We start from the raw sequence: 14,745 nt of genomic DNA, 5'->3' as shown, positions 1-14,745 counted from the left end.
TGTCAAAAGGTCTTTTGACACTCATTTGATACCCAGATTGCTACGCAGCTACGCAGCTCCCGCAATCCTCCAAATATTCGAAATCCGCTGATTTACTGCGTAAATCGCTACTTTCTCATATTTGGCGTGTCCCAAGTTCAAAAGCCTTATCGTGCAAGCACGAACAGCTTTTTGACCTTTTGACACTGGTATCATATAATGTTATCGCTTAAAAGTAATTTCTGTGAGGCGCATTGCTATACAGAAAGTGAAGAACGATAGGTAAGAAGACTAAAATTTGTAAGAAACAGGAGAGAATATCATGGGAAAATACACAGATTACATTATGAAAACAGCACAGGATCTGCTTTCAGTGCCAAGTCCAAGTGGTTTTACCCACATGGCAGCAGATTTTGTAAAAAAAGAATTTGAAAAGCTGGGCTATGAGCCGCAGATCACCCAGAAGGGGGCTGTGCTTGTAAAGCTTGGAGGAAAAGACGATGAGAATGCAGTGGTTCTGGCAGCTCACATGGATACTCTTGGCGGAATGGTCTGCCAGATCATGGACAACGGACATCTGAAACTGACTAATATCGGCGGCATGAACCCAAACAATGCGGAGGCTGAGAACTGCAAGGTTTATACAAAATCCGGCAAAGTATACGATGCAACCTTCCAGCTGGAGAATGCGTCTGTTCATGTAAACGGCGAGTATAGCGATACCAAACGTACTTATGAGACGATGGAGGCCATTCTTGATGAGCCGGTGAAGAATAAAGAGGATGTGAAAAAACTTGGAATCATGACAGGCGATTTTGTCTGCTTTGATCCAAGGACAGTTGTGACTGAGAGCGGATACATCAAGAGCCGTTTCCTTGATGATAAATTCAGCACTGCTATTCTTCTCGGCTATGCTAAATATCTGAAAGAGAAAGAAATTCAGACAGAGCGTACCATTTATGTACTGATCACTTCTTATGAGGAAGTGGGACATGGTGGATGTGCCGCTATCCCAGATGGAGTGACAGAGATGATCTCCGTAGATATGGGATGTGTTGGAAAAGGCCTGGAATGTGATGAAACCATGGTTTCAATCTGCGCTAAGGACAGTATGGGACCATATGATTACCAGGTGGTTTCCGGTCTGATCAAGGCTGCACAGGAGAATGACATTGCGTTTGCTGTGGATGTGTATCCTCATTATGGCTCTGATGTGGATGCAGCACTGAAAGCAGGCTATGATATGAAGCATGGTCTGATCGGACCGGGAGTTTACGCATCTCATGGATACGAGCGGTCACACAGGGATGGAGCGAAGAATACACTGAAATTACTGAAGGCATATTTAGGATAAAAGTCCTGCGCGGTAGCGCTAAAGGCGCGGAACAATCGACTTTCATTTGGGGTGATGTCTGCGCAGGCAGACATGTCCGTTTAGAAGAAAAACTTGATTAAAAATGTATAAAATCTTAATAATAGAAGATGACGAAATTATTGTACAGATAGTAAAGCGACATTTGGAATCCTGGGGATATGAGGTCTTTCAGATCGAAGATTTCACTCATGTGATTCAGGAGTTTGTGCAAAAAGATCCACAGCTGGTGCTGCTGGATTTGAAACTGCCGTTTTTTAACGGTTTTCATTGGTGTGAGGAAATCCGCAAAATTTCACAGGTACCAGTGATGTTTCTGTCTTCAGCGGCTGACAATATGAATATGGTAATGGCCATGAGCCGGGGTGCAGATGATTTTATCGCGAAACCTTTTGATCTGGATGTGTTAACTGCGAAGGTGCAGGCTGTGCTTCGCAGAACCTATGCCTTTGGTCAGAACAACAGTCTTCTGGAAAGGGGCGGCGTAGTGCTGAATCCTGGAAATGGGACGATTTCAGTGGATGGAAAGCTTGCAGACCTGACGAAAAACGAATTGAAGATATTGCAGATACTATTTGAACATCAGGGGCATGTTGTATCCAGAGAGTCGATTATGACAAAACTGTGGGAGAGCGACAGCTTTGTGGATGACAATACTTTGACAGTAAACATCACAAGAATCCGTCGGAAGCTGGAAGGTCTGGGTGTAGAGAACTTCATTATCACCAAAAAAGGCCTGGGGTACATGGTATGATTAAATATCTGAAAACCAGATGGAAAACAGGTGTTTTGGCTTTACTTATGGTAGCGGTAACGGCTGGAATCCTTTTTCTGTATGATATTCCGCTGGAGCCTGTAGGTTATGTGGCGGTTTTTGAAATGCTGCTGACAGGCCTGGGGCTTATGTGGGATTACCATAAATACCGGAAAAAGCAGGAAAGTCTGCTTTACATAAGAGACTGCGGCAATTTTTCAGAAGAATATCTGGAGGCTCCGGAGAATGAAAATGAGGCTATTTACCGGGAAATCTGCCGTAGTCTGGATGAGAAGAGAATAGAGGCTGAAAATCAGAGAAGTGCTTTTGGTACAGAATTGACAGACTTTTATACGCTGTGGGTTCACCAGATCAAAACACCTATTGCTGCAGCAAGACTGCTTCTTCAGGAAGAGAAGCCCAGACCTCAGGAGATTCAGAATGAGCTTTTTAAGGTGGAGCAGTACGTGGAGATGGTGCTGGGGTATCTTCGAACGGAGGATATGGCTTCAGACATCCGATTTGAGGAAATGGATATGGATTCTCTGATTCGTGAGCAGATTCACAAATTTGCCAGAATATTTATTGGGAAAAAGCTTTCTCTGGAGTATCAAGAGGTATCGGAAACGGTGCTTACAGATGAAAAATGGCTTGGCTTTGTGTTGGGACAAATTTTATCAAATGCACTGAAATACACAAAAAAAGGAAAAATATCCATCTATATGAGCAAATCCAGGCCGCATACGCTGGTGATCGAAGATACTGGAATTGGAATCCGTGCCGAAGATTTGCCCCGGGTTTTTGAAAAGGGGTTTACTGGCTATAATGGACGTGAAGAGAACAGGTCTACTGGAATTGGGCTTTATCTTTGCGGAAAGATTATGAAAAGGCTGGATCACGGAATCAGGATAGAGTCGGAGCTTGGAAAAGGGACGAAGGTATTTCTTGAACTGGGAAGGAAGAAGATGGATCTATATTAGAGCGTGTTCGGAAAAAACAATCTCGCAGTCTGCATGCCCCACTTTTCGGTGTATTTTGCAGATTGCAAGATTAATTTTTTACATGCTTTAGATGGTGGGGACAAGGAGAGAGTATGAAAGCGATAAAGAAGGTTTTAAACAATATTTTTATTGATGGTTTAAGCGGAATGGCTTTGGGGTTGTTTTCTACTTTGATCATCGGAACTATTTTGAAACAGATTGGTGATTTGATGGGCGGTACATATGGCACTTATTTAAGTGCATTTGCAGTGGTTGCCCAGAGGCTTACAGGTGCCGGAATCGGCATCGGTGTTGCGTATAAATTCCGGGAATCTACTTATGTGCTGTTGTCGGCTGCGGCAGCAGGAATGATTGGGGCTTATGCATCAAACCTTATTGCAGGAACCCTGTTGTCTGATACAGGGGCATTAGTGTTATCCGGTCCTGGCGAGCCTCTTGGAGCGTTTGTGGCTGCATATGTGGGAATTACGATTGGGAGGCTGGTTGCCGGAAAAACAAAACTGGATCTTCTTATTACACCAGCAATCACCATCCTTTCCGGTGGTGCTGTAGGGATACTGGTAGGACCGGGAGTATCAAGCTTCATGACATGGCTTGGCAACCTGGTAAACTGGGGAACTGAGCAGCAGCCAATCCTGATGGGAATTGTGGTTTCTGTCATCATGGGAATGGTACTGACTTTGCCAATTAGTTCTGCTGCTCTTGGAATTATTCTGGGGCTGAATGGCGTGGCAGCGGGTGCGGCAACGATCGGATGCTGCTGTCAGATGATTGGATTTGCAGTGACAAGTTTTAAGGATAATGGCGTGGGCGGTCTTTTTGCCCAGGGAATCGGAACTTCCATGCTGCAGATCCCTAATATTATGAAGCGTCCGCTGATCTGGCTGCCTCCTACACTGGCATCTGCTATTTTAGGCCCAATTGCCATTATCGGGCCTTTCCATATGACAAACAATGCGACAGGCTCCGGAATGGGAACCTCAGGTCTGGTTGGACAGATCATGACTTATCAGACCATGGTGGCAACCGAATCCCCAGTTCTGGTTATTCTGAAAATCGTAGTCTTTCATTTCCTGCTTCCAGGACTTTTGTCTTATGTGATCTATCGTGGAATGCGGAATATGGGATATATTAAAGATGGACAGATGAAGCTGAGCGTATAAAAAAGTTGCTAACACAAAAAAAATATTGACATCTAATAGATGTTAGAATATACTAACAATATAAATCATGATTATGTTTGTTGGTGAAATTTTGTACAGCGTTTGTAAAAGGAGACAGAAGTCTCTGGCAAATGCGTTTCGGGTAACCGGAAAGGAGTATAGTATGGGAACAGTAGTTGTAGGCGCTATCGTAGTTGCAATCGCAGGTCTTGCAATCAGAAGCATTGTAAAAGATAAAAAAAGCGGAAAAGGCTGCAATGGTAACTGTGGAAGCTGCGGCGGACACTGCCATTGAGCTGTGAATGAGGTACAGGTATTTTTACATAGCTGGTAAATAAGAAAATGAGGAAACTGCTATATTGGAGAAATCTGATATGGCAGTTTTTTTTAGCGTTTTCTGAAATCAAAATATGAAAATCGGAAAACGCTTTTTGTTTAACCTGGTATCTTAATAAAAACAACGAAAAACCACAAAAATCAACCAAAAACACCAACCAAAGCAACAAAAACAGTGTTGAATTATGTTGACACCGCATAGCAAATGACGTATAATGAGCATAGAAAACTATGTCATGGAACAACGGACATTTATGTTGCCGACAGAGAGAATATTGTGTTTTGGAGATACAGAATACTATTTCATATGCCGGGACATCCATGAGAAAGGAGAACCATGGAAAAATACAATTCAAGTGAGATTCCGAAATCTTCCAGAATTACCCGTCTGGTAGATCATCTCTATGCCAAGATGCCGGAGATCGAATCTTACAGAGCGAAGCTGATCACAGAGTCCTATAAGGAGACGGAAGACCAGCCGATCATTACCAGAAGAGCGAAAGCTTTTTCCCACATTTTACATAATATTCCGATCATCATCCGTGATGAGGAACTGATCGTGGGAAGTAACTCCATTGCACCGAGAGGATGCCAGACATTCCCGGAATTCTCATTCCAGTGGCTGGAAGATGAGCTGGATACGGTTGCCACCAGAACTGCTGATCCATTCTATATTTCAGAGGAGGCCAAAGCAGATCTTCGCGAGGTACACAAATACTGGAAAGGCAAGACTACCAGTGAGCTTGCCACAGCATATATGGCACCAGAAGCCATTCGTGCCATCGATCATAATATTTTTACACCAGGAAATTATTTCTACAATGGTGTAGGACACGTTACTGTAAAGTATTGGGAAGTTCTTGAAATCGGATACGAAGGCATTATGGCGAAAGCACAGGCTGAGCTGGATAAATGCAATGTGGGGGATGGAGATTACGCAGAGCGTTCCCGTTTCCTGGAAGCAGTTATCATGAGCTGCCAGGCAGTGATTGATTATGCAGACAGATATGCAAAGCTTGCCCTTGAAATGGCAGAGAAATGTACAGATCCACAGCGTAAAGCAGAGCTTCTTGTGATTGCATCCAATTGCAGCAAGGTTCCGGCGAAGGGAGCTACCAATTTCTGGGAGGCGTGTCAGTCCTTCTGGTTTGTGCAGCAGCTTCTCCAGATGGAGTCTAGCGGACATTCCATTTCCCCAGGACGTTTCGACCAGTATATGTATCCTTATTATAAGAAGGATATTGAGAGCGGCGCGATTACCAGAACAGCAGCCCAGGAGCTTCTTGATTGCATCTGGGTAAAATTAAATGACCTGAATAAAGTCCGTGACGCAGCATCTGCAGAAGGTTTCGCAGGCTACAGTCTGTTCCAGAACCTGATCGTAGGAGGTCAGGATAAAGATGGCAATGATGTGACCAATGACCTTTCCTTTATGTGTATTGAGGCATCCATGCATGTACATCTTCCGGCTCCGTCCCTTTCCATCCGTGTATGGAATGGTTCTCCTCATGACCTTCTGATCAAGGCAGCAGAGCTTACCAGAACGGGTATCGGACTTCCGGCTTATTATAACGACGAGGTAATCATCCCGGCACTGCAGAACAGAGGACTTTCCCTTGTAGATGCCCGTGAGTATAATATCATCGGCTGCGTAGAGCCACAGAAAGCAGGTAAGACAGAGGGATGGCATGATGCAGCATTCTTTAATATGTGCCGTCCGCTGGAGCTTGTATTTGCCAATGGTATGGATCAGGGCGAGATGGTCGGAATTCCTACCGGCGATGTAACCCAGATGGCTACATTTGATGAATTCTATGATGCTTACAAGAAACAGATGGAATACTGCATTTCCCTTCTTGTAAATGCAGATAATGCCATTGACGTGGCTCATGCAAAGCGTTGTCCGCTTCCATTCCTTTCCAGTATGATCGATGACTGTATCAAACGTGGAAAGACCGTACAGGAAGGCGGCGCAGTTTATAACTTTACCGGTCCCCAGGGCTTTGGTATTGCAAACATGGCAGATTCCCTCTATGCGATTCGCCAGCTGGTTTACCAGGAGAAGAAGTTTACAATGGAGGAGCTGAAAGAAGCTCTTGCATGGAACTATGGTAAAGGACTGGATGAGCAGTCTGTGAAAGAGATCACAACCGGCATCTTAAGAGAGATGACCGAGAGCGGTGCCAAGGTTGATGCGGATACAGCAGCTGCAGTTTTGAAATCTGTTATGAATGCCCAGATGGCACCTGAGAAGATGGCAAGATATCAGGAAATTCACGACATGATCGCAGAAGTTCCGAAATTCGGAAATGACATTCCGGAGGTTGACTACTTCGCAAGAGACGTAGCTTACACATACACAAGACCGTTACAGAATTTTAAGAACCCAAGAGGCGGACAGTACCAGGCGGGACTTTATCCGGTATCTGCAAACGTACCCCTTGGCGGACAGACTGGTGCTACACCAGATGGAAGATATGCACACACTCCGGTTGCAGATGGTGTTTCCCCATCCGCAGGCAAGGATGTGAACGGACCTACTGCAGCAGCAAGCTCTGTTGCGAAACTGGATCACTTTATCGTATCCAATGGTACTTTGTTCAATCAGAAATTCCATCCGTCAGCATTGTCTGGACGTGAGGGTCTTGAGAAGTTCGTTGCATTGATCCGCTCCTACTTCGATCAGAAGGGAATGCATATGCAGTTTAACGTTGTAAGCAGAGAGACACTGCTGGATGCACAGGCACATCCGGAGAACTATAAGCATCTGGTTGTACGTGTGGCTGGTTACAGTGCACTGTTTACTACACTTTCCAAATCTCTGCAGGATGACATTATCAGAAGAACTGAGCAGGGATTCTAAAAAGAAAGTCAGCAGACTCTTATGCAGGAGAGTTATAATTGCCCCATAGCTCACTTCTTAGCGAGATGATAAGTGTGGCTGTGAATGGGAACTTTCTGCGAAAAATATAAATGGAATTGCTGGTGGCTTCGTTAAGAGAAGTCTGCTGGCACTTCCGTATAATGGAGAAATCTATGGAATATTTAGACACTACAGGACGTATTTTCGACGTCCAGCGCTATTCCATCCATGACGGTCCTGGAATCCGTACCATTGTGTTTTTGAAAGGCTGTGTGCTCAGATGCCAGTGGTGCTGCAATCCGGAATCCCAGGAATATAAGATCCAGACAATGAAAACTCCAGACGGCGTGAAGACCATGGGACGAGACGTAACGGTCTGCGAGATGATCGAACTGGTAGAGAAGGATCGTCCATATTACTACCGCTCCGGCGGTGGAATGACACTTTCCGGTGGTGAATGTCTTTGCCAGCCGGAATTTGCCCGTGACCTTCTTCGCGCAGCGAAAGAGCGTGGAATTAATACAGCTATCGAGAGTATGGCTTGTGTTCCCTGGAAAAATATAGAGATGGTACTGCCTTATCTGGATACTTACCTGATGGATATCAAGCATACCAATCAGGAGAAGCATAAGCAGTTTACAGGCAAGCCCAATGGACTGGCTCTGGAGAACGCCAGAAAGGTAGCTCTTTCTGGCCAGACCAATCTGGTGATTCGTGTACCTGTCGTTCCAACGTTCAATGACAGTGTGGAGGAAATCAAGTCTATTGCTTCCTTTGCATCTACATTGCCAGGTGTGAAGAAGATTCACCTTCTTCCTTATCACCGTCTGGGACAGGATAAGTACGACTGGCTTGGAAGAGAATACAAGCTGCCGGAGATACTTCCTCCAGAACCAGAGCATATGGAACTTTTGAAAAAAGCAGTACATTCTGTCTGTGATCTGGATTGCCAGATAGGTGGATGAAATAATATTTTATGTGAAAATTTTGAAGAAAGACATTGTGTGGAGAAATCTGTACAGTGTCTTTTTTTGCGCGCATTTCTTATTTAATGTGTTGGGAGGGTGAAAAGTTCTTCAGGAGGGACACATTTGAACAACTTTTAACACACTAAAAGAAAGCCTTTTTCATACATGCTTCAGGAAAAAAATTGGAAAAAGATTTGCTTAAATTATAATTTTTTTGTATGATAGGTGGTATAATAAATACTTGATGAATTTATATCAACTATTTAAAAAAGCGGAGAAAGAAAACTTTATAAAGACAGTTAGATTGATTGCGGTAAAATCTGGCTGGTGCAAAATACTACAGCATAAGGAGAAAAAGAATGAGAGGACTATACTCATCAAAGACAAAAATCAGACACCAGATTTTTACTGAGATTGCTCGTCTTGCCTATGAGGGCGACATTGAGAAAGAGATGGATGATCTTCCGTACAAAATTCTTCCAGGAGAGATTGCAACATATCGTGACAGTATTTTTCTGGAAAGAGCTATCGTAGGAGAGAGACTGCGTGTGGCAATGGGACTGCCTCTTCGAAACATTTCCGAGCATGCGCCAATTTCCAAGGGCGTAGAAGCCAGCTTGATCGAAGAGAAATATTATGAGCCGCCCCTTATCAATATTATTAAATTCGCCTGCAACTCCTGTCCGGAGAAGCGTGTGATTGTCACAGAGGGCTGCCAGGGCTGTCTGGAACATCCTTGTCAGGAGGTCTGTCCCAAGCAGGCTATCCACATGGAAAACGGGCGGTCTGTGATCGATCAGGAGAAATGCATCAAATGTGGAAAGTGTCTGGAATCCTGTCCATATAATGCCATTATCAAGCAGGAGCGTCCGTGTGCCAAGGCCTGTGGAATGAATGCCATCCATTCAGACGAGTATGGAAGAGCAGAGATCGACTATGACAAGTGTGTTTCCTGTGGAATGTGCCTGGTAAGCTGTCCGTTCAGTGCCATTGTAGATAAGGGACAGATTTATCAGACCATTATGGCATTAAAAAGTGATACACCAGTTTATGCCATTGTAGCGCCGGCTGTGGCAGGTCAGTTTGAACCGGAATTGAAGAATACCCAGCTTCGGGGAGCTTTTAAGGCGCTTGGATTTACGGATATTAAGGAAGTGGCTGTGGGTGCAGATCTTTGTACCATTGAGGAGGCTAAGGACTTCATGAAGGAAGTGCCAGAGAAAATTCCGTTTATGGGAACCTCCTGTTGCCCGGCATGGTCTGTTATGGCAAAAAAGACGGTTCCACAGCTTGCCAACTGCATTTCCATGGCGCTTACTCCCATGGTACTGACTGCCAGACTTCTGAAGCAGGAAGAGCCAGACTGCAAGATCGTGTTTGTAGGACCATGTGCAGCCAAGAAGCTGGAGGCAAGCCGTAAGTCGGTTCGAAGCTATGTGGACTTCGTTCTCACCTTTGAAGAGGTGAAAGGCATGTTTGATGCTAAGGATGTTGATTTCGCCAGCCTTCCGGAGGAAGAGCCTCTTACCCAGGCCAGTAGTGACGGTCGTGGCTTCGCTGTTAGCGGCGGTGTGGCAGCCGCAGTTGTGAAAGCTGTAAAGCGAATGGATCCGGATCGCGAGGTGAAGATAGTCAGTGCTAACGGACTTCAGGAGTGTAAAAAGATGCTGATGGCAGCCAAAGCAGGGAAATACAACGGATATCTGCTGGAAGGCATGGCGTGTCCTGGCGGCTGCATAGCAGGTGCCGGAACGGTGCAGACTGTAAAGAAGGCGGGAGTGGCACTGGAGAAGATGAAGAAGGAAGCGTCTTTTGAAGAATGTATGGATACTTCATTTGGCGGGGAACTGGAGAAACTGGAAGAGCTGTAAAATTATTTAGCCGAGCTGCTTGAAAATAAAGAATACATGAGAAGGAGAAAAGCAAAAATGCGTGCATACGAACGTTTATTAAATTATGTGAAAGTATATACCACAAGCGAGGATGAGCAGGAGAACGTGCCATCCACCAGCCGTCAGTTTGACCTGGGAAACCAGCTGGCAGAGGAACTGAAAAAAATAGGGGTTCAGGACGTGCGCATTGATGACAAGTGCTATGTTTATGGCGTGATCCCGGCTACAGAAGGCTTGGAAGAGAAACCAGCCATTGGCTTTATCGCACATATGGACACAGCACCTGATTTCTCCGGAGAAAACGTAAATCCACAGATCATCCCGGAGTACGACGGCGGTGATGTAAAGTTGGGAGACAGTGAATATGCTCTTACCTTGAAAGATTTCCCACATCTGGCATCTTTAAAAGGAAGAACCCTGATCACCACCGACGGAAGCACCCTTCTTGGTGCAGATGACAAGGCTGGTGTGGCTGAGATCATGACTATGGCAGAGCAGGTGATCACAGAGAACATTCCTCATGGAAAAATCTGTATCGGCTTTACCCCGGATGAAGAAGTGGGCCGCGGCGCAGACTTCTTCGATGTAGAAGACTTTGGAGCAGATTTTGCCTATACTGTAGATGGCGGTGCGGAGAATGAGATCGAGTATGAGAACTTCAATGCCGCAGGTGCGAAAGTAAAGATCAAAGGCTTTTCTGTACACCCGGGCAGCAGTAAGAACACCATGATCAATGCAGCCCTGGTTGCCATGGAGTTCAATAACATGCTTCCGGCAGGAGATACCCCAGCGAACACAGAAGAGTATGAGGGATTTTTCCATCTCTGTGAAATGAGCGGAGATGTGTCTTCTGCAAGCCTTGACTACATTATCCGTGACCACGACAGCGCCATGTTCGCCTGCCGCCAGGAGCTGATGAGACATATCGTCAAGCTTCTCAACGAGAAATACGGCGAAGGTACCGTAACCCTCACCATCAAAGAACAGTACCGCAACATGAAAGAGAAGATCGAGCCTTGCATGCACCTGATCGATAACGCCAAGAAAGCCGTCCAGCAGTCCGGGCTGAATCCTAAGACAGTTGCAATCCGCGGCGGCACAGATGGCGCAAGGCTTTCCTTCATGGGACTGCCCTGTCCGAACCTTGGAACTGGCGGATATGCATTCCACGGTCCATGCGAACACATTACCGTTGAAGGAATGGATTATGCGGTGGAGAATCTGAAGAATATTGTGAATCTGTACGCCTGCTGATTCGGGTAGGAAAAAAGCATTGGTGAGATATATAATTTTTTAAACATGCTTTAGAAAAAAGCATCTGTCGAATCGTAACCGACAGGTGCTTTCTTCTTCTCAAAATTTAAACAAAATTTTACATGGCTAAGACAACAACATGCTTTTTTCCCCTTATAATTATCCTGAGAAACAAGCTAAAAAGGAGAACTGATCTACTTGAAGTACCAGGAAATTGTAAATAATAAGGAAATTAATGCATATCTGAAAAAGGGAGACGCCAATCTGGGGACAATGGGATTTACAGAAGTAACTTACATAAAATCATACAAAACAGAGCCCCTATATTTATGCAATATGTAGAAGCCCCAAAATAATGATAAAAATTAAAAAAAATAGTTGTTAAAAGATTGTCATTGTGGTATCTTAATGAGAGCGGAGAAAACCAATATTTTATGCGGAGACGAAGAGGGAAAAGTCCTTTTGTTGAGAATTGTTTGTCAAGAAACACATAGTGACATGACTTGAACCAGGAAAACAGGAAGAAAATTCTCTGTGTTTCTGGTTTAGGCCATGTCACAAGGCAGAAAATAAAGTTTTTACCCGCTTTTTTTCTAACTGTGATTGTTAAAAAATAAACAAGAAACAAAGGACATCACACAGGGAAAACCAACCAATCCCACGGAAAAGTAACAAAACAGAGGGAAAAGTTGACACAATCCCACAACCCCATGAAAGGAGTTTTTTATGAGCAGCAAAATTACCATTATCGGAGCTGGAAGCGTTGGCTCCACTATCGCTTACACACTGGCACACGATGAGATCGCTTCCGAGATTGTTCTGATCGACATCAACAAGGAGAAGGTTGAAGGAGAGGTTATGGACATTGAGCAGGGAACCTGCTTTAGAAGCCCTGTATCTCTGGTGGCCGGAGATTACGCAGATGCCAAAGATTCAGACATCGTGATCATTACTTCCGGAATCGCCCGTAAACCAGGACAGACACGAATTGAGCTTACTCAGACAAACGTAAACATTCTGAAGAGCATCACTCCTCAGATCGTAAAAGAAGCTCCAGACGCAAAGTATATTATCGTAAGCAACCCGGTAGATATTATGACCTATGTATTTACCAAGATTTCCGGTCTTCCGGAGAATCAGATCATGGGATCCGGAACTATTCTTGATACAGCAAGACTTCGCTATGGACTTTCCGAGCACTTCAAAGTAGCCCAGGGAAATATCCACGCTTATGTTTTTGGCGAGCACGGAGACACCTCCTTCATTCCATGGACAGGCGCTTACATTTCCGGTCTCAGCACAGATGAGTATTATGAAGAAATGAAAGCTCACGGCAAGGATGTGAAACCTCTGGATAAAGAAGCCATGCTGGAATATGTACAGAAATCCGGCGGAAAAGTTATTGCAAAGAAAGGCGCAACCTTCTACGCAGTATCTGCTACTGTTTGCCAGCTGGTAGGTCTGATCCTGGCAGCTTCCGATTCCCTTGCAACTGTATCCTCCATGCTTCACGGTGAGTATGGAATCGAAGATGTGTGCCTGAGTACCCTTACTCTTGTAGGACCAAATGGAACACAGGGAAAAGTTCAGATGCGTATGAATAAAGAGGAAATTGCATTGCTGAAGAAGAGTGCCGATGCCCTGAAGGAAGTAATCGCACAGATTGAGCTTTAAAAGTTATTGTTCCCAGATATTATTCCGCGAAGCAGACAGATGTGAACGGAAGAAACAGTAATTTTTCACCTTAGCTTTGTAGAGTGCATTTTGTAAAGAAAAAAATAATTTCAAGTGCAGAATCGAAGCATTACATTCAACTATACCAGCAAAGACATCCCCGGCTTCTATCGTGGAAAGCGGTAAGTCGGGTTCCACTTTGCGAAAGCAACCCAAATAGCTGCTGTTTACATATGTGAATTTAGAAAAGCACATTTAGTGAACAGTGACAAGAAAGGAACAAGAAGCATGAAGTACAGTTATTATCCAGGATGTACCCTGAAGAATAAGGCAAAAGATCTGGATGCCTATGCCAGAGCTTCTGCAAAAGCACTGGGCTTCGAAATGGAAGAGATAGAAGACTGGCAGTGCTGCGGCGGCGTATATCCTCTTGGCAGCGATGAGATTGCCACCAAACTTTCTTCCGTCCGGGCTTTAAATGACGCAAAAGAAAAAGGACAGGATCTGATCACAGTCTGTTCAGCCTGTCATCATGTGCTCAAACGTGTGAACGACGACATGAAAAACGTGGACGACATCCGCACCAGAGCAAATAATTATCTGAAACTGGATACTCCATATGAAGGAGAGACAAATGTCCTTCATTATCTGGAAGTACTCCGTGATGAAGTTGGATTTGATGAGATCAAAAAGAAAGTGGTAAATCCTTTAACTGGCAAAAAAATCGGTGCATATTATGGCTGCCTTCTTTTAAGACCAGGAAAGATCATGGCATTTGATAATCCGGAGAATCCCACCATTATGGAAGACTTCATCCGTGCCCTTGGCGCAGAGCCTGTGGTATACCCATACCGCAATGAGTGCTGCGGCGGCTACATTTCCCTGAAAGAAAAAGAAATGGCACAGAATATGTGTGAAAAGATCATGGACAGTGCAAAGGGCTTTGAAGCAGATATGCTGATCACAGCCTGTCCACTTTGCATGTATAACCTGAAAAAGAACGGAAACGGCGATCTTCCTGTTTACTATTTTACAGAACTTCTTGCAGAAGCTCTCGGAGTAAAAGAGGAGGTGGCGAAGTAATGGCTTATACATATGGAAATACCCAGAATGCAGCAGAGCGAATCAAAGAAATTTCCGGAGTAAATCCCCTGAAATGTATGAAATGCGGCAAATGCTCCGCAACCTGTCCTGCATTTAACGAGATGGATATCAAGCCTCACCAGTTTGTAACTTATGTACAGAACGGCGACATTGAAGCTCTTGCACAGTCAAAATCCTTATGGAAATGCCTCTCCTGCTTTGCATGTGTAGAACGCTGTCCAAGAGATGTTAAACCGGGAAAACTGATCGACGCAGCCAGACAGCTGGTTGTCCGCGAGCGTGGGCAGAACTATCTGACCGCAGACGAAATTCCGGAGCTGCTTGATGAAGACACACCGCAGCAGCTGCTGGTAAGTGCATTCAGAAGATACAGGAGGTGAAAAAC

General features: G+C 44.7%; 12 protein-coding genes. All 12 read left to right on the top strand.

What is annotated here, in order from left to right; genetic code table 11:
* The first annotated feature begins 301 nt into the window (after positions 1 to 301).
* The gene (locus ABHC48_RS08480; protein WP_173716016.1) at positions 302 to 1,333 is read left to right on the top strand and encodes a M42 family metallopeptidase; all 1,032 of its coding nucleotides are present in this window, start codon (positions 302 to 304) and stop codon (positions 1,331 to 1,333) included.
* A gap of 103 nt (positions 1,334 to 1,436) precedes the next feature.
* On the top strand, positions 1,437 to 2,105 hold the full coding sequence (locus tag ABHC48_RS08475) for a response regulator transcription factor (RefSeq protein ID WP_118578126.1): 669 nt from the start codon (positions 1,437 to 1,439) through the stop codon (positions 2,103 to 2,105).
* Positions 2,102 to 3,085, top strand: a complete 984-nt coding sequence (locus tag ABHC48_RS08470; protein WP_148461081.1) for a sensor histidine kinase — start codon at positions 2,102 to 2,104, stop codon at positions 3,083 to 3,085. Before ABHC48_RS08475 ends, ABHC48_RS08470 begins: the two co-directional genes overlap by 4 nt.
* A gap of 113 nt (positions 3,086 to 3,198) precedes the next feature.
* On the top strand, positions 3,199 to 4,269 hold the full coding sequence (locus tag ABHC48_RS08465) for a PTS sugar transporter subunit IIC (RefSeq protein WP_173736127.1): 1,071 nt from the start codon (positions 3,199 to 3,201) through the stop codon (positions 4,267 to 4,269).
* Positions 4,270 to 4,432: 163 nt separating this feature from the next.
* Positions 4,433 to 4,564, top strand: coding sequence for a FeoB-associated Cys-rich membrane protein (locus ABHC48_RS08460; protein WP_173736128.1), 132 nt, complete (start codon positions 4,433 to 4,435; stop codon positions 4,562 to 4,564).
* Between the two features lie 378 nt (positions 4,565 to 4,942).
* Positions 4,943 to 7,468, top strand: a complete 2,526-nt coding sequence (locus tag ABHC48_RS08455) for a glycyl radical protein (protein WP_195699525.1) — start codon at positions 4,943 to 4,945, stop codon at positions 7,466 to 7,468.
* A gap of 173 nt (positions 7,469 to 7,641) precedes the next feature.
* Positions 7,642 to 8,433: a glycyl-radical enzyme activating protein gene (locus ABHC48_RS08450; protein WP_195699524.1), complete on the top strand. Its 792-nt coding sequence runs from the start codon at positions 7,642 to 7,644 to the stop codon at positions 8,431 to 8,433.
* A 362-nt stretch (positions 8,434 to 8,795) separates the two neighbouring features.
* Positions 8,796 to 10,307, top strand: coding sequence for a 4Fe-4S dicluster domain-containing protein (locus ABHC48_RS08445; protein WP_195699523.1), 1,512 nt, complete (start codon positions 8,796 to 8,798; stop codon positions 10,305 to 10,307).
* Positions 10,308 to 10,364: 57 nt separating this feature from the next.
* Positions 10,365 to 11,582 (top strand): peptidase T, encoded by a 1,218-nt coding sequence (gene pepT / locus ABHC48_RS08440; RefSeq protein ID WP_195699522.1) that lies wholly within the window; start codon positions 10,365 to 10,367, stop codon positions 11,580 to 11,582.
* A gap of 726 nt (positions 11,583 to 12,308) precedes the next feature.
* Positions 12,309 to 13,256 carry an L-lactate dehydrogenase gene (locus ABHC48_RS08435; protein WP_118578135.1) on the top strand — a complete coding sequence of 316 codons (948 nt, stop codon included), beginning with the start codon at positions 12,309 to 12,311 and terminating at the stop codon, positions 13,254 to 13,256.
* A 288-nt stretch (positions 13,257 to 13,544) separates the two neighbouring features.
* Positions 13,545 to 14,339, top strand: coding sequence for a CoB--CoM heterodisulfide reductase iron-sulfur subunit B family protein (locus tag ABHC48_RS08430; protein ID WP_118578136.1), 795 nt, complete (start codon positions 13,545 to 13,547; stop codon positions 14,337 to 14,339).
* Positions 14,339 to 14,740: a 4Fe-4S dicluster domain-containing protein gene (locus tag ABHC48_RS08425; RefSeq protein WP_118578137.1), complete on the top strand. Its 402-nt coding sequence runs from the start codon at positions 14,339 to 14,341 to the stop codon at positions 14,738 to 14,740. Before ABHC48_RS08430 ends, ABHC48_RS08425 begins: the two co-directional genes overlap by 1 nt.
* The last annotated feature ends 5 nt before the right edge of the window (positions 14,741 to 14,745 follow it).

It is taken from the genome of Ruminococcus sp. 1001136sp1 (assembly GCF_039841815.1).
Lineage (GTDB): Bacteria > Bacillota > Clostridia > Lachnospirales > Lachnospiraceae > Blautia_A > Blautia_A faecis.
Note: the sequence above shows the minus strand (reverse complement) of the source record. Positions and strands in the feature narration are given on the sequence as shown.